The organism is Halomonas sp. KHS3 (genome assembly GCF_000830495.1).
Lineage (GTDB): Bacteria > Pseudomonadota > Gammaproteobacteria > Pseudomonadales > Halomonadaceae > Vreelandella > Vreelandella titanicae.
Window position 1 is genome coordinate 261,190 of the sequence record NZ_JWHY01000001.1, and the last position, 25,107, is coordinate 286,296.

22 protein-coding genes are annotated in these 25,107 nt (G+C 53.3%); 5 read left to right on the top strand and 17 right to left on the bottom strand.

Going from position 1 to position 25,107, the window contains the following annotated elements; genetic code table 11:
- Nucleotides 1–16: 16 nt before the first annotated feature.
- From RO22_RS01250 to pobA, 7 genes are all read right to left on the bottom strand, one after another.
- Entirely contained in the window at nucleotides 17–1,057 is a 1,041-nt protein-coding gene (locus RO22_RS01250) for a TRAP transporter substrate-binding protein (protein WP_041157368.1), read from the bottom strand.
- A gap of 349 nt (nucleotides 1,058–1,406) precedes the next feature.
- On the bottom strand, nucleotides 1,407–2,132 hold the full coding sequence (locus RO22_RS01255) for an aspartate/glutamate racemase family protein (protein ID WP_041157369.1): 726 nt from the start codon (nucleotides 2,130–2,132) through the stop codon (nucleotides 1,407–1,409).
- Nucleotides 2,133–2,162: 30 nt separating this feature from the next.
- On the bottom strand, nucleotides 2,163–3,353 hold the full coding sequence (locus RO22_RS01260) for a mandelate racemase/muconate lactonizing enzyme family protein (RefSeq protein ID WP_084625219.1): 1,191 nt from the start codon (nucleotides 3,351–3,353) through the stop codon (nucleotides 2,163–2,165).
- A 16-nt stretch (nucleotides 3,354–3,369) separates the two neighbouring features.
- A complete protein-coding gene (locus RO22_RS01265) occupies nucleotides 3,370–4,692 on the bottom strand; it encodes a TRAP transporter large permease (protein ID WP_041157370.1) in 1,323 nt (440 codons plus the stop codon).
- Nucleotides 4,692–5,219, bottom strand: a complete 528-nt coding sequence (locus RO22_RS01270) for a TRAP transporter small permease subunit (RefSeq protein ID WP_041157371.1) — start codon at nucleotides 5,217–5,219, stop codon at nucleotides 4,692–4,694. Before RO22_RS01270 ends, RO22_RS01265 begins: the two co-directional genes overlap by 1 nt.
- A gap of 81 nt (nucleotides 5,220–5,300) precedes the next feature.
- Nucleotides 5,301–6,326 (bottom strand): TRAP transporter substrate-binding protein DctP, encoded by a 1,026-nt coding sequence (dctP, locus tag RO22_RS01275; protein ID WP_041157372.1) that lies wholly within the window; start codon nucleotides 6,324–6,326, stop codon nucleotides 5,301–5,303.
- Between the two features lie 421 nt (nucleotides 6,327–6,747).
- Complete coding sequence (gene pobA / locus RO22_RS01280; RefSeq protein ID WP_041157373.1) at nucleotides 6,748–7,932, bottom strand: 4-hydroxybenzoate 3-monooxygenase; 1,185 nt, start codon at nucleotides 7,930–7,932, stop codon at nucleotides 6,748–6,750.
- A 146-nt stretch (nucleotides 7,933–8,078) separates the two neighbouring features.
- Here pobA and RO22_RS01285 point away from each other — a divergent pair, with 146 nt between their 5' ends.
- The gene (locus RO22_RS01285) at nucleotides 8,079–8,981 is read left to right on the top strand and encodes a helix-turn-helix domain-containing protein (protein ID WP_041157374.1); all 903 of its coding nucleotides are present in this window, start codon (nucleotides 8,079–8,081) and stop codon (nucleotides 8,979–8,981) included.
- A 5-nt stretch (nucleotides 8,982–8,986) separates the two neighbouring features.
- Here RO22_RS01285 and RO22_RS01290 read toward each other — a convergent pair whose 3' ends face one another.
- From RO22_RS01290 to RO22_RS01325, 8 genes are all read right to left on the bottom strand, one after another.
- Nucleotides 8,987–10,276, bottom strand: coding sequence for a TRAP transporter large permease (locus RO22_RS01290; protein WP_041157375.1), 1,290 nt, complete (start codon nucleotides 10,274–10,276; stop codon nucleotides 8,987–8,989).
- Nucleotides 10,266–10,811, bottom strand: coding sequence for a TRAP transporter small permease (locus RO22_RS01295; RefSeq protein WP_041157376.1), 546 nt, complete (start codon nucleotides 10,809–10,811; stop codon nucleotides 10,266–10,268). Before RO22_RS01295 ends, RO22_RS01290 begins: the two co-directional genes overlap by 11 nt.
- Nucleotides 10,812–10,823: 12 nt before the next feature.
- Nucleotides 10,824–11,849 (bottom strand): TRAP transporter substrate-binding protein, encoded by a 1,026-nt coding sequence (locus tag RO22_RS01300; protein ID WP_041157377.1) that lies wholly within the window; start codon nucleotides 11,847–11,849, stop codon nucleotides 10,824–10,826.
- 444 nt (nucleotides 11,850–12,293) lie between these two features.
- A complete protein-coding gene (locus tag RO22_RS01305) occupies nucleotides 12,294–13,745 on the bottom strand; it encodes an aldehyde dehydrogenase (RefSeq protein ID WP_041157497.1) in 1,452 nt (483 codons plus the stop codon).
- A gap of 43 nt (nucleotides 13,746–13,788) precedes the next feature.
- The gene (locus RO22_RS01310) at nucleotides 13,789–14,619 is read right to left on the bottom strand and encodes a p-hydroxycinnamoyl CoA hydratase/lyase (RefSeq protein ID WP_041157378.1); all 831 of its coding nucleotides are present in this window, start codon (nucleotides 14,617–14,619) and stop codon (nucleotides 13,789–13,791) included.
- Nucleotides 14,620–14,782: 163 nt separating this feature from the next.
- Nucleotides 14,783–16,102 carry a TRAP transporter large permease gene (locus tag RO22_RS01315; protein WP_041157379.1) on the bottom strand — a complete coding sequence of 440 codons (1,320 nt, stop codon included), beginning with the start codon at nucleotides 16,100–16,102 and terminating at the stop codon, nucleotides 14,783–14,785.
- On the bottom strand, nucleotides 16,102–16,737 hold the full coding sequence (locus RO22_RS01320; protein ID WP_084625221.1) for a TRAP transporter small permease: 636 nt from the start codon (nucleotides 16,735–16,737) through the stop codon (nucleotides 16,102–16,104). Before RO22_RS01320 ends, RO22_RS01315 begins: the two co-directional genes overlap by 1 nt.
- A gap of 154 nt (nucleotides 16,738–16,891) precedes the next feature.
- A complete protein-coding gene (locus RO22_RS01325; RefSeq protein ID WP_041157380.1) occupies nucleotides 16,892–17,395 on the bottom strand; it encodes a MarR family winged helix-turn-helix transcriptional regulator in 504 nt (167 codons plus the stop codon).
- A 143-nt stretch (nucleotides 17,396–17,538) separates the two neighbouring features.
- On the opposite strand from RO22_RS01325, the gene RO22_RS01330 reads away from it, so the two are divergent.
- Together RO22_RS01330 and RO22_RS01335 are read left to right on the top strand one after the other, a co-directional pair.
- A complete protein-coding gene (locus RO22_RS01330; RefSeq protein WP_235270459.1) occupies nucleotides 17,539–19,350 on the top strand; it encodes a feruloyl-CoA synthase in 1,812 nt (603 codons plus the stop codon).
- Between the two features lie 94 nt (nucleotides 19,351–19,444).
- On the top strand, nucleotides 19,445–20,680 hold the full coding sequence (locus tag RO22_RS01335) for a thiolase family protein (RefSeq protein WP_041157381.1): 1,236 nt from the start codon (nucleotides 19,445–19,447) through the stop codon (nucleotides 20,678–20,680).
- 161 nt (nucleotides 20,681–20,841) lie between these two features.
- On the opposite strand, the gene RO22_RS01340 is transcribed toward RO22_RS01335, so the two are convergent.
- Together RO22_RS01340 and RO22_RS01345 are read right to left on the bottom strand one after the other, a co-directional pair.
- Nucleotides 20,842–22,035, bottom strand: a complete 1,194-nt coding sequence (locus RO22_RS01340; protein WP_041157382.1) for a DcaP family trimeric outer membrane transporter — start codon at nucleotides 22,033–22,035, stop codon at nucleotides 20,842–20,844.
- Between the two features lie 217 nt (nucleotides 22,036–22,252).
- A complete protein-coding gene (locus RO22_RS01345) occupies nucleotides 22,253–22,930 on the bottom strand; it encodes a GntR family transcriptional regulator (protein ID WP_041157383.1) in 678 nt (225 codons plus the stop codon).
- A gap of 166 nt (nucleotides 22,931–23,096) precedes the next feature.
- On the opposite strand from RO22_RS01345, the gene RO22_RS01350 reads away from it, so the two are divergent.
- Together RO22_RS01350 and RO22_RS01355 are read left to right on the top strand one after the other, a co-directional pair.
- Nucleotides 23,097–24,140 (top strand): aromatic ring-hydroxylating oxygenase subunit alpha, encoded by a 1,044-nt coding sequence (locus RO22_RS01350; protein WP_041157384.1) that lies wholly within the window; start codon nucleotides 23,097–23,099, stop codon nucleotides 24,138–24,140.
- Nucleotides 24,137–25,105 (top strand): PDR/VanB family oxidoreductase, encoded by a 969-nt coding sequence (locus tag RO22_RS01355; protein WP_041157385.1) that lies wholly within the window; start codon nucleotides 24,137–24,139, stop codon nucleotides 25,103–25,105. Before RO22_RS01350 ends, RO22_RS01355 begins: the two co-directional genes overlap by 4 nt.
- The last annotated feature ends 2 nt before the right edge of the window (nucleotides 25,106–25,107 follow it).

Sequence of the window (25,107 nt, forward strand, 5' to 3'; positions counted from 1 at the left end):
ACAAAAAGCGTCGGCACTATTGGTTTTGTTCGATCAGCTCAATAAACCGATCGCGCAACTCAAAGGCAGGAAGCCCTTGAGCAGCCACCTCTTCCAGCCGTTGCTCATTGATGGGCTCCAGCAAGGTCGACCATCGCTCTGCCTCCTCCTCGGACAAGGAGAGCTGCTCAAGATCATGGTTCTCAGCAGCCCACGTCAAGGATTCCTGGATGTGTTCATCTAGATACTTACCTGCATAGGAGGCCATTTCGGCACCCAATGCATCGATCTCCTGCTGAACGTTTTCAGGTAAAGCGTCCCACCGCTGCTGATTCATCACCGCAACGAAGACAACGTTGGTCAGAGGATAGTCAGTGATATAGCTCACATTGCGGGCATACTGCAGATCCATCAGCGTCTCACGTGAACCTACATAGCCATTAACGATACCCGCCTGAAGGGCTTCCCCCGTTTCCGATTGGGTGAGACCCACAGGCACGCCACCAAGGGCTTGAACAACGGCTGTACTGTCGCCTGGCACCCTGATCTCTTGGCCCTCAAGATCCTCCAGCGAAGTCACTGATTCTTGCGTATGTAGGTAGCCTGGCTCTGAGGTGAACGCCGTAATGACTTTAAACTCTTCCAAGCCCAGCGTTTCTGCAGGGAACTCTTTGATCAGTTCGTACACTGCCTGGCTGGCTGTCTGCGAATTCACGTCGATACCCGTTAGATTTCCGGCCAAATTGAGTAACGGAAAACGTCCCGGCTCGTATGAGGTGGCAGAGAGACCGATATCGGCAACACCGTTTAAGACGCCATCGAACATATTGGCAGCCGTCAGCAGCGTTCCGCCTGGGAAGGTGTTGACGTTTACCTGGCCATCGGTTCTTTCGTTAAGCTCTTTCGCCCAGTGTTCCATCTGCACGGCAGGAAAGGTTTGGGAAGGCGCAAAGAAGGCATAGCTGAGGTTGATATTATCCGCTAACGCACTGGTGCTGAGTAACACCCCAGCGCATACGCCGCTCAAGCGTGTCAGTCGGCGAGAAGTTTCGAGCCACAGCTTTTTTTGGCTGGTCATTGGTCATTAGCCCTATTTGTTTTTGTGTTGAATGTTAGGTAAGCCTAGCAGAAAACATTCAACATCACATGAAAAGTAAAGTAAATACTTAAATGCACTTCAGTAATAAATGCAAAATAAGTACCGTCTTCCGTATTATCTTTAATTTTCAATCAATTAAGAACATACGCTACATCTCTCAATTCTCTCGAACTGCTGCAGTAAACGTTTAGGGGGCTGAGTAGCACCAAAAAAGTGCAGCAATATGCCGCAAAGCATGCCCTCAGGGTCACGTTTTACCTCTATCAGCAACGTGTACCATGAAACTAAACCGTGCATTTTCGTTAACACTCAAACCTTTAGGTAGCGGTTAATCATCTAACATAAAAAGTTTCCCGCCTGTATCTGCCCGGCCTGACAGTCCTAATAAACGCACTGCCCCCCAAGCACCGGCTAATGCACTTGAAATAACAGGGATATTCAGTTCACTCTCCAACTCACTGGTCACTACTTCCGTACGTAGGCCACCGCAAGAAATAAATAATGCGTCAGCCTCCCTTTTTGCACTCTTCATAGCCTCAAGCCCCAATTGGCGCAGCTCATCTTGTGACACAGCAAGGATATCCTCTACCCGCTCAAGCCCCAGCCCATGCAGATGCACAACCTCGAACCCACTTTCAACAAGGAACTCCTCCAGTAATCGGTTCACACTCGACACATATGGCGTTGCCACTACCAATCTTTTGGCGCCAAATGCGTCAAAAGCCTTCGTTACCGAATCACTCATAGTAGTAGCGGGTAGCCCGCTTTCCGACTGCATGATCTCAACAAGCTGCGCATTATACTTAGGGCCACGATAAAAACTGAGCGAGGTTCCCATAAGCGAGACAGCCTGCACCCCGTCAGCCGCAAGTAAACGACTCAGCTCACCAACTCTCTCGATCACACCATCGTAGCCTTCAGGAGTAAGCTTTCCCAAACCCAGCCCCACTGCCACAAAATCTACCTTATCACCATATAACGCTAGCGGCTCAGGCGGTACTTCGCCGGATGCTGGTGGCACAATCAGCCCTACCTTAGGCTTTAGTGTACTCATAGATCATTCCTCCCCATTTCATTTTACTGATTATCCTTTACCATTCCCGCACGCCGATGGATTTCTGCTAAATTCCTCTACAGCATCCATATTGGGCGAAAAGCCCAAGCCTGGGCTTTTGGGCAAAGCAAGCACTCCGTTCTCTGGTACAGGTAGTCCAGTAAAAATCTGTTCACACAACAGTACCGCCGGATGGTGGTATTCCACCAACCCACCATTTGCAAGACCAGCATGTAAATGCATATTGTGGAAAGGCCAGGCCCCCCCATTGGCGATGCTGGTATTAAAGGCTGCAGCCATACCAGCAATCCGTACACATTGGGTAAATCCCCCGGTAATAGCTACATTCGGCTGTATAATGTCAACGGCCTGCTCTACTAACAAATCACGGAAACGAAAAGCCTGCCCTTCGTTTTGGCCTGCCGCGATACGTACAGTTGTGCGACGTCGTAACTCACTCAGGTGGCGTACATCATTCTGCAATACTGGTTCTTCGAAAAAACCAAGGTTAACCGGCTCCAACATTTTCGCCAGTTTGAAGGCGTGAACGGGGTCAAGATTACAGTTAGCATCAATATAGATATCGACTTCATCGCCTACCGCGTCACGTACAGCCATCACGCGTGCAGCGTCTTCTCGAATCACAGCTTCTAAGTCTCGCCGATGTCGATGTCGCATGGCCTCACCTGCCACCGTCATCTTCAGTCGGCGATTGCCCTGTGCCACCCAATGTTTAGCGGCGGCAACTAGTTCCTCCTGGCTGAGAAAGCCGAAACCAAAAGTGGTATAGACAGGAACTTCCTCGCGCGCTCCTCCCAGTAGCCTCCATAACGGCACCCCCATCGCCTGGGCTTTTATATCCCACAGGGCAATATCGAGGGCAGCAATAGCATGGGAAGCATACCCAGACTGCCCCCTGGGTGTTAGCACCCAGTTCAGCTCTTCCCATATTGCTTCAGTAGTTATAGCGTCACGCCCCATCACTGTGGGTGCAATTACATTGTTGATTGCTGAAGCGACCACATCCTCTTCCGTAATGGCGGTGAACCCATAACCCTTGATGCCATCTTCAGTCTCAACTTCACACAGACAGGCTGATAAAGGCATGGTGCGGCTTACGCCTACCACCTCAACTTTGACAGGAATATTCATCGGCCAAGCCTTGGTCTTGACGATCCGTTGCGGCCGAAGCTGTATAAACTCATGGTCGTTTTTGTTCATTAGTATCTCCAGGCAATCAGTTTCGCCACATGGTTTCCGGCAACCACAGGACAATCTGTGGAAACACCACTAGTAACAGCGATGCAAACACTATGATGATGAAGAAAGGCAAGGAGCCCTTCATAATCTCTTTCATGGAGACATTATTGACAATGCTCTTCACGACAAACAAATTGATTCCCAATGGGGGGGTAATGCAGCCCAGCTCCATGTTCAGCGTGATAAGCACACCAAACCATACGGGGTCAAAACCAGCATCCAGGGCAAACGGTAAAAACATGGGTGCCACAATGACGACAATGGCAAAAGGTGGCAGGAAAGTGCCCAGCACCAACATCATTAGCCATACCGCTAGCAGTGTTAGCCATTTATTGCCGAACAGATCGAGCAGGCCGGAAGAAATCGCCGTCACAGCACCATTATAGGAAAGGAAGGAACCGAGATAGTAAGCAAAGGCAGCAATGATCAACACCATGGAAGTATCACGCACTGTCTTAAGCAACAAACGCGACCAAATCTCAAAGGAGGTAACACGGTAAATCACCAACACAAGCAGTATTGAAGCAATTGCCCCCACAGAGGCCAGTTCCGATGGCGTCGCCCATCCGCCATAGAGCGCAACCATGATCATCACGACCATCAGGAAAAATGGCAGTACCCGTAACAACGGATACTTGGTCTTACCCTCCTGCTCATCATAACGTCGCGATATTTCGAGTACTTCAGGATTGGTCTTTTGATAACGCCACATGCGCCATATCACGTACATGGAGAACATGATGGCCACCATGATCGCTGGCACCACTCCCCCCATGAACAGCTTACCAATAGAGGTTCCTGTTACCACGCCATAGAGCAACAACACAATGGATGGGGGAGTAAGAATGCCCAACGTTCCTCCACCCACCACCAGACCACAAGCCAGCGCTGGTGGGTAGCCCCGAGAGATCATTTCAGGAATGGCGGAAGAACCAATAGCTGCGGCAGTCGCAGGTGACGAGCCGGACATAGCCGAAAAGACAGTACAGCCCCCCACTGAAGCCACCCCCAATCCCCCAGGAATGGGCAATACTAGGCTGAGAGCTCGGTAGATATCCTTTCCTGCCGGACTAACAGCAATGATCGTGCCCATGAAGATGAACATGGGCACGGCTATAAGATCAATGGAGTCCAGTGACTGAAAGGTATATTCAGCGATGTACCATGCATCACTTCCCGACCCGGAGACCACCATCATTATTAAGGTCGATACTGCAAGTGAATAGGCAATTGGTAAGCCAAAGAAAATTAGCAGCAATAACAGGCTGACCGTCAAGATGCTCAACAGTATCGGATCCATCAATGCTCTCCCTGTAGGGCGTCGGCAGGCACAGCCTGACCGTGTAGTCGAATCAGGATGTCCAAAACGAGATTGATGATTAAAATGGCAGTCCCAATCGGGATAGCCAGATACGGGATCCAAAGAGGTGGGCCCCATAGGCTCATGGAGCGCCACTGCGTATGCCAAGCATTAAGCACCATCTCTAGCGACGACCAGAACAGCAAGCTGAACAGAACCAAAGCTATTGAATCTAAAACAATCCGATGCGCCAATCGAGCCTTGCCTGTGAAGCGCACACGCAGGATATCAATAGCAATCTGGCTTCCAGCACGATCAGAGTAGGCAAGCCCCAAAAAAGCGGCATAGATCAGTAGATAGACACTGGCTTCCAACTCCCAGATCGTATTCATACCGAACAAGCCTCGTCCGACCACCGCCCAGGTAATGGCACCACAGGCAAATAAAATGCCGCATGCTGCTATACCGCCAATCAGGAAGTTCAGCCTATCAAGCCAGACTCTTAGCCGATTAAGTAAAATAAGCATTCTTACCTCGTTAAGCACAAGTCCTGATCTTGGAAGTATCCCGAAGATTTCTTCCTTATTATGATAAAAGTGGGGCTAGTGTCAGAGGGGAGTCTCTACAGCCTCCAAGGCTGCTTTTCCCTCGGGGACTCGCTCTATGAAGTAGGGCCACGCCGTATCGCGAGCATTCGAAACCCAGGCAGCCACCTCCTCGTCTGAAAGTTCGTGCACCTGTACTCCGGCACTCTCAAACTCCTCGGCGATACGCTGGCTATCCTCAATCATCTTTTCTGCAAACCAAACTTCTGATTCCTGGATAGCTTCCATCACTAGGTCAAAGTGCTCACTGCCAATCTGCTGTTCCATATCTGTAGAAAGCAAGATGGTATGCATGCCACCGATGTAGCCAGGCCCGACCTGCAGATGCTCAATAACTTCTTCCAGGTTGTAACCCTCAAAAGAGGCAAACTGAGTTAGCACTCCGGTTAGCACCCCTGTCTGAAGGGCCTGGTAAAGCTCAGACGCTGGCAAAGATGTAATTGTTGCTCCATTGGAATTCAACATTTGCTCAGAAGCAGCTCCCAACCCTCGCATTCGCAAGCCGTCAACATCCTTTGGCAATATTACAGCTTCGCCAGTGCTGCCAATGGTGGCCATTGCCCAGCCTGAACCCGCCAGTATCGCTCCTGTGCTTTCGACAGCCTCGGTTAACATGGGCCAGATGGCTCTGTCACGCCATACTAGTCCATCGGTGGGGGCAGTAACTAAACCGGGGAGTGCACCAATTTCGGCTAAAGGTATCATCCCAGCCAGCCACGGCAGTGGATAAATGGTCAGATCAATTCTTCCTTGACGTAGTGCACTGTGCTGAGCTTGAGCACGGGAAATTTCCTGGTTGGGGAAAATATTGATAGTCACTTGGCCATCCGTCTTCTCCGAAACATTGTCAGCAATAAATTGCGCCCATTCATGGCGAGCATCATTTTCTGTATAGGAGTGGCTAAATCGCAAGACTTCATCAGCGATTGCAGATGTACTCAATAATACACCGATACACAGAGCCCCTAGATGGGTTGGCATCTTCTGCCACTGTGTCGCCGTGGGCCGCAGCTGCTTTATATTAGTCATCCGTTGTTATCTCCATTTGTTGTTATGTTGAATGTCAGCAAAAGCCTGACATAAACATTCAACATCACATGAAAAGTAAAGTAAATGCCCAGATATGAAACGTCTCTTAATAAGCAAAAAACTCGCCTATTAAAATTAAAACAACAGTTATCATATAGATAAATATTATCTAGGAAATTAACTAGCCTGCTAAATAACAAAAAGACTGCTAAATCAGCGACCGAGCACCAATGCTGTGCGTATTAGAGTGGATCTGCTCGCTTTTGACTCAATCATTCAAGAGTAAGCCTTCCATAAGTTATAAACACAGCCTCCATTACTAGCTTAGGGCTCCGAAAACACCTTTCTAACCGAACCCAAAAGCACAAAAAAGCCCAAGCGTCAGCCTGGGCAAGGAGGATAAATGCACAACGGGTAGGCGCTACTCGAGTGGTTCGTAGGGCAAACCCACATAGTTTTCCGCGATGGTTGTCAGCCCCGCCTCTGAGCTAGTGACGTAGTCAAGTTCGGCCAGCTGCATGCGGCTGTTAAAATCCTCTTGGTCAGAGAAGTTATGCAGCATGGAGGTCATCCACCAGGAGAAGCGCTCCGCCTTCCAGATGCGCTTCAGGCACGTTTGCGAGTAGCGCTCGATCAAATCTGTGCGCCCCTCTTGGTAGACCTTCACCATTAGTCGATAGAGCGTATTCACATCACTGGCGGCCAGATTAAGCCCTTTGGCACCGGTGGGCGGTACAATATGCGCCGCATCGCCGACCAGGAACAGCCGCCCGTACTGCATTGGTTCGACCACATAGCTGCGCAGCGGTGCGATGCTCTTCTCAATCGAAGGCCCAGTCACCAGCTTTGCGGCAACGTCATCAGGCAGGCGGCGCTTCAGCTCCTCCCAAAAACGCTCGTCCGACCAATCTTCTACCTTTTCATCCAAGGGTACTTGAAGGTAGTAACGGCTGCGGGTGGCAGAGCGCATGCTACACAGACTGAAACCACGCTCGTGGCTTGCGTAAATCAGCTCATCAGAGACCGGGGGCGTGTCCGAGAGCACCCCCAACCAGCCAAACGGGTAAACCTTTTCAAACTCTTTAATGCGCTCTTGAGGGATCGCTTGGCGGGAGACACCATGATAGCCATCGCACCCGGCGATGTAGTCGCACTCAAGCCTGACCGTTTCACCGTTATGTTCAAAGGTGAGGTAGGGGCTGTCGCTCTCCAGGTCGTGGGGCTGCACGTTTTCCGCCTCGTAAAGCGTTGTCGCGCCAGCGGCGGCGCGGGCTTCCATCAGATCCCTCGTCACCTCGGTTTGGCCGTAAACCATGACTTTACTGCCGCCGGTCAGTTCATCCAGTGCGACTCGCACGCGGCGGTTGTCGAAAACAAGCTCAAAACCGTCATGGGGTAAGCCCTCTTCATCCATGCGCTGGTCAACACCCGCTTCGCGCAGCAAGTCCACCATACCTTGCTCAAGCACACCGGCACGGATACGGCTCAATACATACTCACCGCTACGCCGCTCAACAATCACATTATCAATGCCTTGGCGATGGAGTAGCTGCCCCAGCAGTAGGCCAGAAGGGCCAGCGCCAATAATCGCGACCTGTGTTTTCATAGGGGATGCCTCATCATTGTCATTATCTAAAACTTATGACTTGTATTTTTCAATGAAACACGTCGCATAATAAGGCATGATCTATATCAATTATTGGACATTTAGCGCTTTTTCACCCCACCTTAGTCGTATAGGAGATACCGGTGATGCCAGCCTCGTCGGCAACGTCCGTGCCCGTATTTAAGCTCTATGGCGAGACGCAGCATTGGCCCACGCCAGACTTGCTCCACTGCGAATCCATTCCTGAGCGCAGCCAGTTACATGACTGGCGTATACGCCCGCATCGCCACGCCGATCTAGTGCATATTCTGTTTATTTCTCAAGGTAGCGTTGAGTTAGAACTGGAGGGAACGAACCATCAGCTGCAGAGCGCCAGCGCTATCGTGGTGCCCGCCATGACCATTCATGGCTTTCACTTCTCACCGGATGTGCAGGGGCACATCATTACCCTGGCCAAGCCATTGGCAGACCACTTACATGCGTTAATGGGTGAGAACAGTACGCTAAAAAAAGCAAACTTCTACCCTCTACTTCAGCCCAACCGGGCAGAGCGAATTGCCACGCTGGTGTCTCAGGTCGACCAGGAGTACCGCCAACCCGCCCCCGGACGGAACAGCCTACTCGAAGCACTTATTCAAGCTTTGGTGGTAGAGCTCTCACGCCTTTGTGCTTATACAGGCAACACGGCAAAGCGCTACGGCCCCCGCCAAAGTGACAAAGGTCGGCAGCATTTAGAGCACTATCAAGCGCTAATCGAAGCGAACTATCGCGAGCAGCCGAGTATTGAACAGTTAGCCGAGCAGATTGGGGTGAGTAGCGCGCACTTGAATATGCTCTGCCGCCAACTCGCCGGGCGCAGCGCCCTGCAATTGCTGCATGAACGTTTGCTGCTGGAAGCCAAGCGCCAGCTCACCTATACCAATATGACCATTGGCCAAGTCTCTGACAGCTTAGGCTTCTCTGAACCGGCTTACTTCACGCGCTTTTTTAAGCGCAATACAACGTTATCACCTCGCGACTTCAGAATTCGTCAGTCGCGAGAGCGTTAATACCGTTAGAGCAAGAAAAAGGTAGATAGCACCGGGAAGAGGATTAAGAGCGTCAAGCGGAGCAAATCAGAGACAACAAAGGGGGTCACGCCCTTGAAAATCTCCCCTAGCCCCACGTGCGGCGCCATTGCTTTAATCACAAACACGTTCATCCCCACCGGCGGGGTCATTAGTCCCAGCTCAACGGTCAGTACGGTCAAAATACCGAACCATACCGGGTCGATACCCATCGCCTGAATAATCGGATAAACCACCGGTACGGTGATTACCAGCATCGCGATGGAATCCATAAACATACCCAACACAAAGTAGAGCGCCAGGATGCACAGCACCACGACGATAGGAGTTAGATCCATGCCGTAGAGCAGGTCAGTAATGGAAAATGAAATACGCGACACCGAGATGAAGTAACCCAGCGTCTCAGCCCCCACCAGCATAAAGAACACCACCGCAGAGAGCGCCAAAGTCTCTTGTACGCTGTGCCATAGCTGCGCACCGCGCATGCCTTTCACCAGGGCGTAAAGCAGCGTGGCGAACGCCCCGACGCTAGCGCCTTCCGTCGGTGTAAAGGCACCAAAATAGATACCTAAAATCATCACCAGGAAAACGCCAAAGAAGGGCACTAAGCCGGTCAGCGAGAGCAGCTTCTCTTTCCAGGCAGTGGGTTCACCTGCCACGGCAAGGGAAGGACGCAGATACATGACTATCGTAATGGTCAGTGAATACATCACCAGCCCCAGCAGACCGGGAATCAGCCCCGCCATGAACATATCGCCAACGGACTGTTCGGTAAGAATGGCGTAGATAAGCAGCGCGATACTGGGTGGAATCATAATGCCCAGCGTGCCGCCTGCGGCTAGCGCGCCGGTTGCTAAACCACGGTTATAGCCATAGCGCTCCATCTCCGGCAACGCTACCCGGGTCATGGTGCTCGCAGTCGCTAACGAAGAGCCGGAGATAGCGGAGAAGATGCCGCAAGAACCCACGGCCGCAATCGCCAGGCCACCCTTCCAGCCACCGCAAATAATACGGGTTGAATCAAACAGCTTACCGGCCATCCCCGAATGAGCAGCCAGCACGCCCATTAAGATAAACATGGGCACGGCGCTGAAACTGTAGTTAGAGAGTACTTCCACCGGCACGGTTTTTAACTGAGCGACAGCCGCATCCCAGCTAATGATCTGGGCAAAGCCCACCACTCCCACGATCAGCATCGTGAGAGCAACCGGCACGCGCAGAATCATCAATACCAATAAAAGCCCTAACCCAATGGCACCAATCGCTTCACTCCCCATGCGCTGCCTCCTCACCCACTGCATAAATAACGCCGAGCAAGGCGTGAATAAAACTACGTATTCCCAGCAGCAAACTGAGCACCGCTGCCAACTGGTAAATCGGCCCCATGGGCAGTCGCAGGTCTTGGGTTATTTCACCGTGCCGACTGGCCGCTGCGGCTGAATCCAGCAAGCCCACAAAAAGAATCAGTCCCAGCGCCATAAAGCCGAGGAAAAAGAGCCCTTGCAGGCGATTTTTTATCGCTTGCGGCAAGCCGTGAGAGAACGCCTCTACCACCACTTGGCTTTTCTCCACATTAGCGGCCATGGCGGCCAATAGCGCAAACAGCATCAAATAGCTGACCAGCTCTACGCTACCGGAAACGCGCAGTGCAATCGCACCTTCCGTTACACGCGATAGATAACGCGTACTTACATCGGCAATAGTCACTGCCAGCAACCCAATCAGTGCGATGCCAGCCATCAAGCGACAAATGAGGGCCAGCCAGTGGCTGGCCTTGTAGAGAACTTGTTGAGAGCGGAGAGTAGACTTCATAAAACCTTACCCCTATTGGGTACCACAAGACTCACTGGCTGCCAGTGCTGCTTGATATACATCTCGAGCCTGATCCAAACCGCGCTCTTCCAGCTGCGTTAGGTAGTTTTCAATACCGGTTTCGAGCGGTTCTTGCCAATCAGGATGCGCTAGCGGATTTTCAATTTCACGAATGGTATGGCCAGCATCAGTCGCTTCTTGCTTGCCTTCTACGTCTAGGCGGTCAAACACTGCACCGGCGTTTTCAGCCCATTTCATGCCTGAGTTATTATCGATTACCGCCTGCTGTTCAGGCGTCAAATTATCGTACGCGCGCTGATTCATGGTGGCGACAAAGATCAAAGTGTAAAACGGTACTTCGGTGTGGTAGCTCACCAGCTCGTTGATGCGGAAGCCTTTTAAACCTTCCCAAGGGAAACTCAGGCCATCAATGACACCGCGCTGCATGGAGGTGTAAATATCGGGGGCTGGCATACCCACGGGGCTTGCGCCCATATTTTCCAGCATCTCACCCGCCACAGCGGTGGGGCGGCGTATACGCAGCCCTTCCAGATCGGCAGGCGTTTGCACATCGGTGTCGATGGTGTGGATGCCGCCCGGGCCCGTGGTAAACATAAACAGCGGGCGGGTATCTGCGTATTCGCTGTCCAAATGGCCGTCGTCATAGAGCGTTTGCAGTACGCAAGCACCTTGCGTTGCCGTGCTCGCTACCCCAGGTAGCTCAACGATCTGGGAGAGAGGGAATCGACCGGCAGTATAGCCCTGGGCAGTGGCACCAATATCGGCAATACCGTTGGCAGCAGCTTCATAAATGGAATCCGGTTTGGCTAAAGTACCGGCGGGAAACATTTGAATGGTTAGATCGCCATTGGATTCTTCGGCGATCGTATCGGCCCATGCCTGCAAAACATCTTCATTAACGCCTGAAGGGCCAGGCCAAAAGTGGGCCATACGCAAGGTGGTCTCTGCCTGGGCCGAGCTAACCGCCAGGCCAGTAATTGCCGCTGCCAAAACACAACGGGATAGGGACATTTTCATAGGAGCCTCCAGGACTTTTTTGGATTATTGTAAGTTCGCATAGCGAATACTAGTTCGCCTTATGCGACCACATTAGTCCACTATCAGGCGTAGGGCTAATCGACATTCGTCTATGTTTAAGCACCGCAGCAAGCCTTTACACCCGCACGATCTCAGATCCTCAGTGTTCCGGCCAACACCCCCAGCGCAAAAGGCACAATGACAACAAAAAATTGGACTTTTCCAATATTACTTCACGACTATGGTCGAAGCAGCGACTAGTAGCGCAATTAACGATCGCCTGAAGCACCAAAAAAAAGCCACCTTTAAACACACCAAGGCGGCTTCAGTGTGAAAAATACGATTACCTTGTCAGATCGATATATTTCTCTACCGAGCGAGTCGCCCCACCATAAGGATTTCTTATTGACGTCGCTTTCTTACCAGACATCCTTCTTGCACTAGCTAAATGGGATAATGGCGCGGGCCAAGCTGCATGGTCATCCAGCGCAGATCGGTGAACTCATCAATCCCGGCCTTACCGCCAAAGCGTCCGTAGCCGCTCGATTTAACGCCGCCAAAGGGCATCTGCGGCTCATCGTGAACGGTGGGTGCATTGATATGGCAAATACCCGACTCAATGCGCTGCGCAAACTGCATCGCCCGGGCGGTGTCGCGGCTGAAGACGGCGGCAGAAAGGCCATACTCACTATCGTTCGCCACACGCAGGGCTTCCTCTTCATCTTTAACACGCATCATCGCCACTACCGGGCCAAACGACTCTTCGCCATAGAGGCGCATTGCCTGGGTAACACCATCCACCACGGTCGGCTGCATAATGACGCCTTCGGCCTTGCCGCCACAGGCTAAACGAGCGCCATGCTGCTGGGCGTCGTCAAGCAGGGCGTTGAGCTTCTCGCCCGATTCGCGATTGATCAGCGTACCCAGCGCGTTACCTTCACCTCGGGGATCGCCCGCGCGAAGCGTTTGTGCTTTGCGAGCCAGTTTTTCGACGAAGGCATCAGCGACCGCATCCACCACAATCAGCCGCTCAGTGGACATACAGATCTGGCCCTGATTGAAGAAGGCGCCAAAGGCGGCGGCCTCAACGGCAGCATCCAGGTCGGCATCTTCAAGCACCACGAACGGCGCCTTTCCGCCAAGTTCCAGCAAGACCGGCTTAAGATGGCGCGCCGCTTTTTCGGCAATAATGCGCCCCACCTGAGTAGAGCCAGTGAAATTAATACGACGCACGGCTTGATGCTCAATCAAGGCCTCGACCACCTCGGCGGCCTGAGGTGGTGCATTGGTCACCACGTTAACGATGCCTTCGCCCAGGCCCGCCTCAATCAGTACCTCCCCAATCAGGTGATGTGTCGCAGGGCACTGTTCAGAGGCCTTAAGAATCACCGTGTTGCCACACGTCAGCGGCGTCGCAATGGCACGCGTGCCAAGAATGATAGGCGCGTTCCAGGGGGCGATCCCCACCACCACTCCGCAGGGTACCCGCACGCCCATCGCCAAACTTCCGGGCACGTTGGAGGGTATTACCTCACCACCTACCTGCGTAGTCAGCGACGCCGCCTCGCGCAGAATGCTGGCAGCGACCATGACGTTAAAGCCTGCCCAGCCTGGCGTAGCGCCGGTTTCATCTACCATGCGTTCGATAAACTCAGCCTGTCGCGTTTCCATGACCTCTGCAGCCTTGAGTAGCTTGGCGCGCTTTTCGCCGGGGCCCTTCGCTGACCAGGCTGGAAACGCCTTCGCAGCTGCTTCAACCGCCCGGATCGCATCCCCAGCGGATGCCGCCGCGGCCTGGGTGACGACATCACCGGTGAGAGGGTTGGTTCGAGTAAAGGTCGCGTCTTGGTGAGCAGCACACTGCTCACTACCAATTAAAAGATTAAGATCCATGATCTGACTCTCCTCAAAAGGGTGGTCGAATATTGGTATAAAGCCCTTACCGCTGGTAGCTCTCCAACCCCGGCTTGATGCTCTTTTCATCGAGGAACTGTTTAAGCCCTTGGGCGCGACCCTGCTCAGGATCAAGCTGCTGCGCCTGATCGAGCTTGGCGTAGAGGTACTCTTCGTTCTGCTCCCAGGTCAGTTCGCGGCACATTTTGAAGCCGATCTTGGCAGCACGCAGCACAACGGGGTTCTTGTCACGCAGCGTAGCGGCCAACTCGCGGGTGGCTTCGCGTAGCTCGGTCAGCGGTACACTTTTATTAACCAGCCCCATTTTGGCTGCCTGGGGGCCGGTAAATGTTTCCCCGGTCATGATGTAGTAGAGCGCTTCCCGGTGGCCCACGGTATCGGCCATGGCTTTGCTGACCAGGTTGCCTGGGGGAATACCCCAGTTGATTTCTGAGAGGCCGAATACCGACTCATCGGCGGCAATCGCCAAATCGCAGGCAACCAGCGGTGAGAAGGCCCCACCAAAGCACCAGCCATTGACCATGGCGATGGTGGGCTTGGCGTAGTGACGCAGTAGCTTCCATTGCCAGGTAGAGGCGTCGCGGCGCACCTTGACCTGCACAATCTCGGGGCTGGCATCGATCTCGCGGAAGTACTCTTTAAGATCCATACCGGCCGAAAAGGATTCGCCTTCGCCGGTCAACACCAGCACATGGGCCTCTTGATCCAGCTCGATAGTCTCCAGCACATCAATCATTTCACGATTGAGCGTCAGGCTCATGGCGTTGCGCTTTTCAGGGCGATTCAACGTCACCCAGGCAATGCCCTCTTCAACGTTAACTTTTACGGTTTGCCAGCGATCTTGGTAGTTACTCATCTCTTGCTCCTTGGGTTTTATCAAACGACTTACAACGTTACTTATCAAAAACGACTGTTTAACAATCTGTTCAGCGCTGAACTTTTCGATTAGCTATCTCCTCGCCATCAAGGTGGGCGTTAGCCTTCGCTGGCTCGCGTCATGGGACATGTGTCCACCTTGATCAATTGATTAAGTAGACGAAGCCCAGCGAGATGGCGGGGAAGAGCACCAGCAAAATAATGCGAATAAGATCGGCCGCTAAAAAAGGCAGGATGCCTTTAAAGGTCTCCGTTAAGGGAATGCGGGGAGCCATGGAGTGGATAATGAAAATGTTCAGCCCCACCGGCGGCGTGATCATGCCAACCTCGACGACCACCAGCGCTAAAATACCGAACCATATCGCCACATCCGTTGCGGGCATGCCGAAGTCCATCCCCGTGACGATAGGCAGGAAGATAGGCACGGTTAACAAGATCATCGAGAGGCTGTCCATAAAGCAGCCAAGCACCAAATAGCAGAACAGAATGCCGGCCAGAACCACCCAGGGGCTGATCTCGAGCCCCACTATCCAACCGGCGGTCATTTGCGGAAGCTGGGTCAGGGCAAGGAAGCTATTGAAGACACTGGCGCCGAGCACGATGAAGAAGATCATCGCCGAGGTCACCGCGGTTTCAAGGACGCAGTCCCGCAGGCCGTTCCAACGCAATCCGCCTTTTGTTATTGCCAGAGCACCGGTGGAGACCGCACCGACGGCAGCAGCTTCGGTAGGCGTAAAAATGCCGGTATAGATGCCCCCAATCACCACGATAAAGATCGCCGCTCCTGGCCAGACCTCCAGCAGTGAGCGCCAACGCTCGCTCCGGGATGCTTTCGCCTTACTCGGCGCACTATCAGGAAAAAAGCGCACGTAGAGCGAGATGGCCAGCATATAGCTGAACACTGCTAACAATCCCGGCACCAGGGCGGCAGCAAACATTTCATTAATGTTTTTCTCGGCCAGGATTGCGTAGATAACCAACACCACAGAAGGGGGAATCAAAATGCCCAGGGTGCCGCCAGCAGCCAGTGCGCCGGTCGCCAGACTCCCACGGTAGCCTTGCCGCTCCATTTCGGGCAGCGCCACTTGGGTCATCGTGGCAGCGGTAGCCAGCGAAGAGCCGCAAATAGCGCCAAAAGCACCGCAGGCGCCTATGGTGGACATCGCCAGCCCACCGCGGCGGTGCCCCAGCCAGTCGTTGGCCGCCTGAAACATGGCCCGGGAGAGACCCGCTCTCGCCGCAAACTGCCCCATGAGCAGAAAAAGCGGAATAATGGATAGCGTATGGCTGGAAAAGTGTTCGTAAGGGAGCGTCTTTAAACCATTTAAAATTCCCATCGGCCCGGTGATCAGCATCATCCCTACGGCACCAACAACCAGCATGGCCAAGCCGATGGGAATACGCGTAGCCATCATGAATAGCAGAACCACAAAGCCGCTAGCGCCCAAAGTGAGTGGTGTCATCACAGGTCTCCCTGGGCGGAGCTTTCTTGAACCTCAGCCGAGCTGCTTTGAGTCGAACTATTTTGTTTAGAACCTGGCTGTAGCGGATCGTAAGTAAACGCATCGCAGGTGCGATAGAGACAAACCAGCGTCAACAGCGTGAACCCCACCAGGCCGCCGACGTACCCCCACCAGAGCGGTATATCCAGCAGCATGCTGGTTTCCATATAGCGTCGTTTATCGAGCAAGCCATGAAAGAGGCGCCAGGTCATTAACCCTGCCACCACCAAAAAGAGCGTTTCGGCGACAACGGCGAGCAGCCGCTGAACAATGGGCGGCGCATGCATGACCAGTAAATCCACCGTGACATGCCCACCGCGAAGATGGCAGTAAGGTAAAAACAGAAAAACGGCAATGGCAGTCCCCATTTCCACCAGCTCGTAATCGCCAGTGATTGGGCCCACCCACTCCAGCATCGTCATATCGCTTAATACTGGCGCACTGGCTACCCACCGGCCAAGAATGCTGACGACGGTGATGATCGCGAGTGCTGCGACCAGCAAGCCGCCGCTTATCGCGGCAACCCTACAGGGTGTCTCAAGACTACGGCGCATCAATGCAGTGCCGAGTGTCGGTACCGTCGCTAAGCTGCTCATCGTTTCGTCTCTTTGTTTTTGGAATTCGCTGTATGGCTGAAACCAACCTTGCGCTATACACCGCGAGACCGTCACAACCAAACTAGTTACTTAATATAAGTAATTGTCTTTGAGAGAGCATGCAAGCGTTGCCGACAAAAATACGCCTAAAGTTTTATTCCTCGATGGTGTCCGCTGCGTATATTTTCACTAACAGAGATAGAAGCTGACGCCGTTCAATCTCGCTAAGTGTTTGAGTTGCATTGATATCACTCTGTTCAGCCAGTTCTTTTAGCTGTTCGGTTAAGGCTTCGCCTTTTTTGCTAAGAAAAATCCCGTGGGAGCGCTTATCTCGCTTACATCGCACCCGCAGAGCCAGCCCTCTTTCCTCTAGATTATTAATTAGGCTAACGATTCTGGGCGGATCAATATCCAGTATCTTGGCTAAATTGGTTTGGGTGATACCGGGATAGCCTTCAATCACCACGAGCGAAGAGAACTGGGCAGGGCGTATTTCATACTCCTGCATGGCCTCATTAAAATGTTTGAAAACAGCAAGCTGGGCCCTTCTCAAGGCGTACCCAAGGCGATTTTCAAGAACCAGCCCCGCGACAGAAGTCGGCTCTTTTTCGTCGGGCTCAACTTGCTGAACAGAAGTACTTTTTTTAGATATGGTCATGCGTTAATTCCCATCTCATTTAAACAATTACAACCAAGGTCTTAAATCAGCATCCTAGCTAATCATCTAGTTAAAAACTATAACTATATTCGCCAAGATGACAGCACACAACAAATCCAAGATTTTTCGCTATGGAGCTATTCATGTCACTCCCCCCTCCGCTTACTAACACCACCTTCCATGAGTACCGGCTACACGGGGGCGATGTTCCCAGTTATCCCAGCAGCATGACCCAGCGCCTAACCCATTGGGCAAGCGAAACACCCATGAATACCTTTTTGGCCGAGCGCGAAAAGGGCCAGCACGGGTGGCGAACGCTAACCTTTGGTGAAGCAATGCCACAAGTGAACCGCCTGGCACAAGCACTGATTAATCATGGCCTGTCGACGGAGCGGCCGCTGATGGTGCTGTCGGGAAACAGCATCGATCACGCACTGCTTGCCTGTGCCGCCATGCATGTGGGCATTCCCTACGTGCCGGTGTCACCCTCTTACGCGCTGTTATCCGAGGACTTCGTTAAGCTACGACATGTGGTGGAACTGGTGACCCCGGGGATACTGTTTGTCGATGAGGAGGCGCGCTTTAGTCGGGCGCTGGCGGCCATTTGCGATAATAACGTCACCTGTGTGGCCAAGGTACCTGCTCAGCGAGCCCTGGCGTTTGACTCACTGGCAGCGACGCCGGCAAGCGCTGAGGTTGACGATGCCTACGCCCGTGTAACGCCTGACAGTATCGCCAAACTACTCTTTACCTCAGGGTCGACGGGCATGCCGAAGGCGGTGATTAACACCCATCGCATGCTATGTAGCAACCAAGCCATGCTGGCGAAACGACTGGGCTTTTTGGAGCAGCGCAAACCCGTGCTAGTCGATTGGCTACCCTGGCATCACACCTTCGGCGGCAATACGATTCTGGGGATGACGATTCATAACGGAGGCTCGTTATACATTGATGACGGTAACCCCACCGCTCAGGGGGTTCAGCGAACCATCGAGAACCTGCGCGAAGTGTCGCCGACGTTTTACTGCAATGTTCCCAAAGGGTTTGAAGCGCTAGTCGAGCATTTGCGTAATGATGACACCCTGCGTGAAGCCTTTTTCCGTGACCTGGAAATGCTGCACTTCGGTGGTGCCGTGCTACCCGCCCATGTGCGCGCTGCTCTGGAAGCGTTAGGCGAACAGACTCGCGGCACCCCCGTCCCCATGTTAACGGGCCTGGGCTCCACCGAAGCATGCATGGCATTTTGCACCGAAGAGCCCAGCGATACACCGGGACTAATCGGGCAGCCTGTACCTGGCATGGCGCTGAAACTGGTAGCGACGGATGATAAGTGGGAGGCGCGCCTCAAGGGCCTTAACATCACGCCGGGCTACTGGCGCGATACACAGCGAACCAGCGAGGCGTTTGATCACGAAGGCTACTACTGTACCGGGGATGCCATGCGCCTTCTTGACCCCGACCACCCCGAACGGGGGCTAATCTTTGATGGCCGACTAAGCGAGAATTTCAAACTGGTGACCGGCACCTGGGTCAATGTGGGCACCCTGCGCCTGCACCTTGTCGAACACTTTGCCCCGTTGGTACAGGACATAGTGGTGATCGGCGAAGGGCGTGACTACCTGACGGGAATCGTCGTGTTGAACCTTCCCGCCTGTGAGCAGCAGCTTGGCTCAGCGGATATCTCTCTTGATGCTCTGGCCACCAACGCCAGCCTGCACCAGTGGTTCGCGCAGCGCCTGGCTACCCACTGCCGCGGCCAGTCAAGCTCCATGCGTTTAGAGCGCCTATTGCTACTCGACCAACCGCTTTCCGTTGACCGTGGCGAACTGACCGACAAGGGCTCGGTGAATCAACGACTCGTGCGCGAGCGCTACTCGGAACTCGTGGCGTGCCTATACGCTGAGCCACCCCAGGATCCACGCATCATCCTACCCTCGACTAACTCAGCGTCTTAATAGCGGGACTTTTGAACATCAAGACGGCAGCCATTACCACTGGAGCGCATGGGCGGCCCTATGCCGCTCGCTACGCTAATCTGGGAGAATAACTATGACACGCGGGCACTACACGGCATTTGAGGATACCCATTTAGTTGCCGCTGTACGCACACCGTTCACCGACCTGAACGGTGCACTGGGGGCGATCTCGCCCACTGACCTGGGCATCAAGGTCGCCAAGGAAGTGCTCAACGTGAGCGGTGTGGCACCGACAGACGTTGATTCAGTGATCGCTGGATCCGTGGCCCAAGCGAGTTTCGATGCCTATTTACTTCCTCGTCATATTGGGTTGTATGCGGGCGTCCCCCAGGAGGTTCCTGCCCTGCACGCGCAGCGCGTCTGCGGCACCGGCTTTGAACTGTTGAAACAAGCCGCGGAACAGATTGCGCTCGGACAAGCCAGGTGCGTGCTGTGTGTCGGCACGGAATCCATGACCCGCAACCCGATTGCAGCCTACACGCATCGCGGCGGATTCGGGCTTGGCGCACCGGTGGCCTTCAAAGACTTCCTATGGGAGGCGCTAATGGATCCGGCACCCAATGTATCGATGATTCAGACCGCCGACACACTGACGCAGCGCTATGCCATCACTCGTGAGCAGGTAGACGCCTATGCCGAGCGCAGCTTCTCACGGGCGGTCGAAGCCCAAGCGCAAGGGATTCTCTCCGCGGATATTATTGCTGTTGAAAACGATACCTTCTCCCTCCCCGGTTATAGTGATAGGGGTATTCGTCTACCTCGTAAAATTCCCCACGTAGACCAGGATACGCATATTCGGCCTTCGCCTCGGAAGGTATTGAACCAATTGCCACCGGTATACGACGATGGCGTACAAACGGCAGGTAACAGCGCCGCCGTTGTCGACGGCGCAGCAGCGGCACTGGTGATGGCAGGTACTCACACGGCCAAGTCATCTCTCGCACGCCTATGCGCCACGGCCGTGGTTGGCGTAGCCCCCGAGATCATGGGTATTGGGCCAGCACCCGCCATTCGGCTACTGCTGGAACGCAGCGGCCTCACACTCGATGATATCGACCGAATAGAAATCAACGAGGCTCAGGGTGCGCAGGTGCTCGCCGTCGCCCGCGAGTTGGATCTCGACCCAACCAAGCTCAACGTTCATGGCGGAGCTATCGCCATCGGCCACCCATTGGCCGCAACTGGCTTGCGGCTAGCAATGTCCTTGGCCCGACAACTCAAGCGAGATGGCTTGCGCTATGGCATAGCAGCAGCTTGCATTGGCGGAGGTCAAGGCATGGCCATTCTGCTTGAGCACTCAGCCGAATAAACCGCTCGTTCACGTCTTTAATCTACGCCCTTTTGTGCCAGCTTGAGAAAGCACTCTCTTCCATCCGTGACCCAAAAAAGGCTGGCAAAGCGCCAGCCTAAAACGTGATCGAAACAGCAGTAAATCACTTACACCTTCACGTCACTGCAAAACGTAGATCGCTAGAACTGGAAGGTGGCACTCGCCTGAAGGCGACTCGCATCATTGGAGACCCCATTCACCTGTTCGATATCCGCATGCTGGTACTCAAGACCGACTGACATGCGCTCGGTAACATCCCAAATCACATTGGCAAACCCATAGTCGAGCGTTTCGAAATGATCGCCATAGCCTGCGGGTAGGTCTTGCTCAAGACGCGAAACGCCCACAGAACTGAACCAGCTATCCGTCCAGTAGTGATTAAGTGAGAGACCAAATGCCCGGGTTTCAATAGCCTCAAGATTGTTACCGTTCACATAGACGTCAGGTGCGTTACGGTGACCTACGTTGCCAGGGTTACCCATATAGTTACCGATACCTTCACCGTAGGTGGCACTGCCTCGCAAGCTGGTTGACGCATTAAATGGCAAATTAAACTGCGCCTGCACCCCATAGCCAGTGACTTCGTCATCAATGGTATTGGTGATGTTATTGGTCGAAAGTTGACGCGCTATCCCCGATAGCGCAAATAAACGCTTATATTCGTAGCGCAGCGTCAAATCTGGAAGCTGACTCTCCCCATCGGCCACTGAAGCATCATTGCGGGCAATAACCGTAGTGGGGTTTTCCAATGCAACCGAGAAACTCCCTTCCCCAACAGGCTGCGTATAGCGCAACTGAGCCTGCCGCTCGAAGGCGTAGCCCTTAGGGTCTCCTAGTGCCAGGGTGCGTGTCCCGCCCACGAAGCTCATAAAATTTGACCACGTTTGCCCGGCGAGAAAACCGTTCAGTTCGCCATACGCATGGCGTAGCCCGAACTTACCATCAGGAACAAAATGCCCTTCGAAGTAAGTTGATAACCGCCCATAGTCAGTTGCGGTGTGGGTGCGGAAATTCAGGCGGGACTCATAGGCCGTAAAGCTGGTTCGACCATCGGTTCTATTACCTGGGTTCATAACGGCGTAAGGATTAGTTGATGTTCCCAGGTCGTAGTCGAAGTCGTAAAACGCATCGAGCTTAACGTACCCCCCAAAGGCAATATCTGTTTTGGTGCCTGGAATATTAATCGTTGATCGATGATTCCAGGGCGGACCTACACGGCTTGGCTCACCGGTAACGACAGGTTGTCCGGCTTCTACAACATCAAACGCATGGGCCTGGGCAGCAAGCGCACAGGGAGCGAGAAGGGCGCATGCAACAAAGTGGTTAATTTTCATTGTTTGTCTCTGCTTTTGGTCGTAGTGGCTAGTTGTAGTTGTTCTCAATGCGAACTCTGATCCGCATTACGTACCAAAGCTGCAAAAAAAACCTCCATCTGTCAATTACAATGGAGGCCATACACCTTTTGTATTTAATAAGCCTTTGAATAAAAATGATTTTATATAATTAATACTTTGGTTTAATTACACTCTATAACTAAATTATTAGGTATTTTTATTCAGAATCGGCCAGTAGTTCAGGGTACCGCAGCCCGATCAGCGCATGCTCGCGCATCAGCATTTCGGCCCTGGCCCCCTCTCCTCTCTTAAGTGACTGAAATATAAGCTCATGATGAAACTGAGCTAACTGCAATTTTTTAAATTCACGCCCCAAGTCATCGCCATCAATAATGATTGAGTCGGCGGCAGCAAAGGGAAGGTGATTATTTCTTGCAATGGCATCTGCTACGACACCGCTGCCGATGGAATGAATGATAATGCCGTGGAAATGAGCATTAAGCTCACTCCATTGATTGATATCGGACTCTACAAGGTATCCTTTGGCGATTAGCTTTTTTCCTTTTTGGATCCAAAACTTCAATTCCTTATCGACACTAGACGGCAGCCCTTGCTCCGCCAGATGCCGAGCGGCCAGCCCCTCCAGCACCCCACGAACCTCAACCGCGCAGTGCACATCTGCTTGGGTAAATTCACGCACCATAAACCCGCGCTTGCCCGCCTGCTGCAGCAACCCCTCCTGCTCCAGAGTGCGAAAAGCCAGCCTTACCGGCGTTCTCGAAACACCCAATTGCTCCGCAACCGCGACTTCACCAAGGCGCTCCCCTGGAGCGTATGCACCCTCACTGATCAATTTTCGCAGCCGACTGACGACACTTTTATCGTTGTTACTCATTTATTTTTCCTCTCATATCAACACTGTGTTGCTATTCATTGGCGAGCTCTACGAAAGTATAGGTTGACTGCAAAAACCTTCCTAGCCTTTACTTTGGATCCAATAATCATAATTACAACACTAAACCAAAAAGGAGTTAACCGTGACTCAACAAGCCCCCTTTCCAATGAACACTTGGTACGTCGCCTGCACCCCTGATGAGCTTACCGAAAAGCCACTCGGGCGAACTATTTGCAACAAGCAACTAGTTTTCTTCCGTGGTGACGAAAACCGCGTGGCCGCCGTAGAGGATTTCTGCCCCCACCGTGGCGCGCCACTCTCCTTGGGCTTTGTACGTGATGGCAAGCTGGTTTGCGGCTACCACGGCCTTGAAATGAACTGCAGCGGCAAATGCGACAGCATGCCCGGTCAGCGGGTTCGCGGCTTCCCAAGCAATCGTGCCTATCCTGTTGAAGAACGCCACGGCTTTATCTGGATCTGGCCCGGCGACCCCGATAAAGCTGACGCCGACTTGATTCCCGAGCTGCACTGGGCCAACAACCCCGACTGGGCTTATGGCGGCGGCCTCTACCATATTCAGTGTGAATATCGCCTGATGATCGACAACCTCATGGATCTTACCCATGAGACCTATGTGCATGCCTCCAGCATTGGCCAGCCAGAAATAGAGGAAGCCGCACCGGAAACGGCGGTTAACGGTAGCGAAGTGATCACCAGCCGCGAGATGGAGAATATCCCTGCACCGCCTTTCTGGCAGGCCGCCCTAAGGGGTAACGGGCTTGCCGACGACGTACCCGTTGATCGCTGGCAGATTTGCCGCTTTACCCCGCCCAGCCATGTGTTAATTGAAGTCGGCGTGGCCCATGCGGGCAATGGCGGGGCCAACGCACCGGCCAATGTAAAAGCTTCAAGTATCGTAGTCGACTTTATCACCCCAGAATCAGACACCTCTATCTGGTACTTCTGGGGAATGGCCCGCAACTTCAAGCCGGAAGATCAGGCGCTCACCGACAAGATCCGTGAGGGCCAGGGCAAGATCTTCGAAGAGGATCTTGAGATGCTCGAGGCACAGCAACGCAACCTACTTCTCTACCCCGACCGCCAACTGCTGAAGCTCAATATTGACGGCGGGGGCGTACAAGCGCGCCGCATTATTGATCGCATCTTAAAAGAGGAGCAGGCCGAGCAACCCCAGGAGGCAACGGCATGAGCCACCCCTCTCTATCGCTTATTGTCGAGGTAAAAGCTCGCCATGAGGAGGCACTTGGCATCGCCACCTTTGAGCTTGCTGACCCTCATGGCCGTCCGCTTCCTCCCTTTAGCGCAGGCGCCCATATCGACGTGCAGGTGAAAGAAGGGGTAATCCGGCAATACTCGCTGTGCAACCACTCAGAGGAGCGGGATCGCTACTTGATCGGCGTATTGCGTGATGAAGCCTCCAGAGGAGGCTCCATCGCCATGCACGATGAAATTAAAGTGGGCAACCTGCTACTCATCAGCGCGCCCAAAAACCACTTCCCGCTTAAACCCGCAAAGCGCACTTACCTGCTGGCGGGCGGGATTGGCATCACCCCGCTGCTGTGTATGGCGGAGCGTTTAGCGCGCACCGAGGCAGACTTCGAGCTGCACTACTGCGCGCGTTCTGCCGAGCGCATGGCCTTTCGCGAGCGTATCAACACATCAAGTTTTGCCAATAGAGCGCACTTCTACCTGGACGACGACACCGCGGCCCCAACCCTCGACCTGGAAAAACTGCTTAATGAGCCAGAGGCTGACGCCCAGGTCTACGTCTGCGGCCCTAGCGGTTTCATTAACGCCGTCATATCCACAGGCAAGCAGTGTGGCTGGCCAGCCGATCAACTGCACACCGAGTACTTTGCAGGCGCGGAAACAACCAGCGAAGACGACGGCAGTTTCGAGGTGCGTATCGCCAGCAGCGGCGCTGCCTTTACCGTGCCCGCCGACAAAACGGTTTACCAAGTGCTGGCTGAAAATGGTATCGACATTATGGTGTCCTGCGAGCAGGGAGTCTGCGGCACCTGCCTAACCCGTGTACTTGAAGGCGAACCCGACCACCGGGATTTATACCTGGATGACGATGAGCACGCGGCCAACGACCAGTTCACGCCCTGCTGCTCCAGAGCCAAGAGCAAAACCCTTGTGTTGGATCTTTAAAT

What these genes read in the sequence shown, in the direction of transcription:
- RO22_RS01340 (WP_041157382.1), bottom strand. Translation starts at nt 22,035, where the DNA reads ATGAAAATTAACCACTTTGTTGCATGCGCCCTTCTCGCTCCCTGTGCG.
- dctP (WP_041157372.1), bottom strand. Translation starts at nt 6,326, where the DNA reads ATGACTAATATAAAGCAGCTGCGGCCCACGGCGACACAGTGGCAGAAG.
- RO22_RS01345 (WP_041157383.1), bottom strand. Translation starts at nt 22,930, where the DNA reads ATGAGTAACAACGATAAAAGTGTCGTCAGTCGGCTGCGAAAATTGATC.
- RO22_RS01290 (WP_041157375.1), bottom strand. Translation starts at nt 10,276, where the DNA reads ATGGGGAGTGAAGCGATTGGTGCCATTGGGTTAGGGCTTTTATTGGTA.
- RO22_RS01315 (WP_041157379.1), bottom strand. Translation starts at nt 16,102, where the DNA reads ATGACACCACTCACTTTGGGCGCTAGCGGCTTTGTGGTTCTGCTATTC.
- RO22_RS01325 (WP_041157380.1), bottom strand. Translation starts at nt 17,395, where the DNA reads ATGACCATATCTAAAAAAAGTACTTCTGTTCAGCAAGTTGAGCCCGAC.
- RO22_RS01270 (WP_041157371.1), bottom strand. Translation starts at nt 5,219, where the DNA reads ATGCTTATTTTACTTAATCGGCTAAGAGTCTGGCTTGATAGGCTGAAC.
- RO22_RS01260 (WP_084625219.1), bottom strand. Translation starts at nt 3,353, where the DNA reads ATGAACAAAAACGACCATGAGTTTATACAGCTTCGGCCGCAACGGATC.
- RO22_RS01310 (WP_041157378.1), bottom strand. Translation starts at nt 14,619, where the DNA reads ATGAGTAACTACCAAGATCGCTGGCAAACCGTAAAAGTTAACGTTGAA.
- RO22_RS01350 (WP_041157384.1), top strand. Translation starts at nt 23,097, where the DNA reads ATGAACACTTGGTACGTCGCCTGCACCCCTGATGAGCTTACCGAAAAG.
- RO22_RS01300 (WP_041157377.1), bottom strand. Translation starts at nt 11,849, where the DNA reads ATGAAAATGTCCCTATCCCGTTGTGTTTTGGCAGCGGCAATTACTGGC.
- RO22_RS01285 (WP_041157374.1), top strand. Translation starts at nt 8,079, where the DNA reads ATGCCAGCCTCGTCGGCAACGTCCGTGCCCGTATTTAAGCTCTATGGC.
- pobA (WP_041157373.1), bottom strand. Translation starts at nt 7,932, where the DNA reads ATGAAAACACAGGTCGCGATTATTGGCGCTGGCCCTTCTGGCCTACTG.
- RO22_RS01335 (WP_041157381.1), top strand. Translation starts at nt 19,445, where the DNA reads ATGACACGCGGGCACTACACGGCATTTGAGGATACCCATTTAGTTGCC.
- RO22_RS01330 (WP_235270459.1), top strand. Translation starts at nt 17,539, where the DNA reads ATGTCACTCCCCCCTCCGCTTACTAACACCACCTTCCATGAGTACCGG.
- RO22_RS01265 (WP_041157370.1), bottom strand. Translation starts at nt 4,692, where the DNA reads ATGGATCCGATACTGTTGAGCATCTTGACGGTCAGCCTGTTATTGCTG.
- RO22_RS01320 (WP_084625221.1), bottom strand. Translation starts at nt 16,737, where the DNA reads ATGAGCAGCTTAGCGACGGTACCGACACTCGGCACTGCATTGATGCGC.
- RO22_RS01255 (WP_041157369.1), bottom strand. Translation starts at nt 2,132, where the DNA reads ATGAGTACACTAAAGCCTAAGGTAGGGCTGATTGTGCCACCAGCATCC.
- RO22_RS01355 (WP_041157385.1), top strand. Translation starts at nt 24,137, where the DNA reads ATGAGCCACCCCTCTCTATCGCTTATTGTCGAGGTAAAAGCTCGCCAT.
- RO22_RS01250 (WP_041157368.1), bottom strand. Translation starts at nt 1,057, where the DNA reads ATGACCAGCCAAAAAAAGCTGTGGCTCGAAACTTCTCGCCGACTGACA.
- RO22_RS01295 (WP_041157376.1), bottom strand. Translation starts at nt 10,811, where the DNA reads ATGAAGTCTACTCTCCGCTCTCAACAAGTTCTCTACAAGGCCAGCCAC.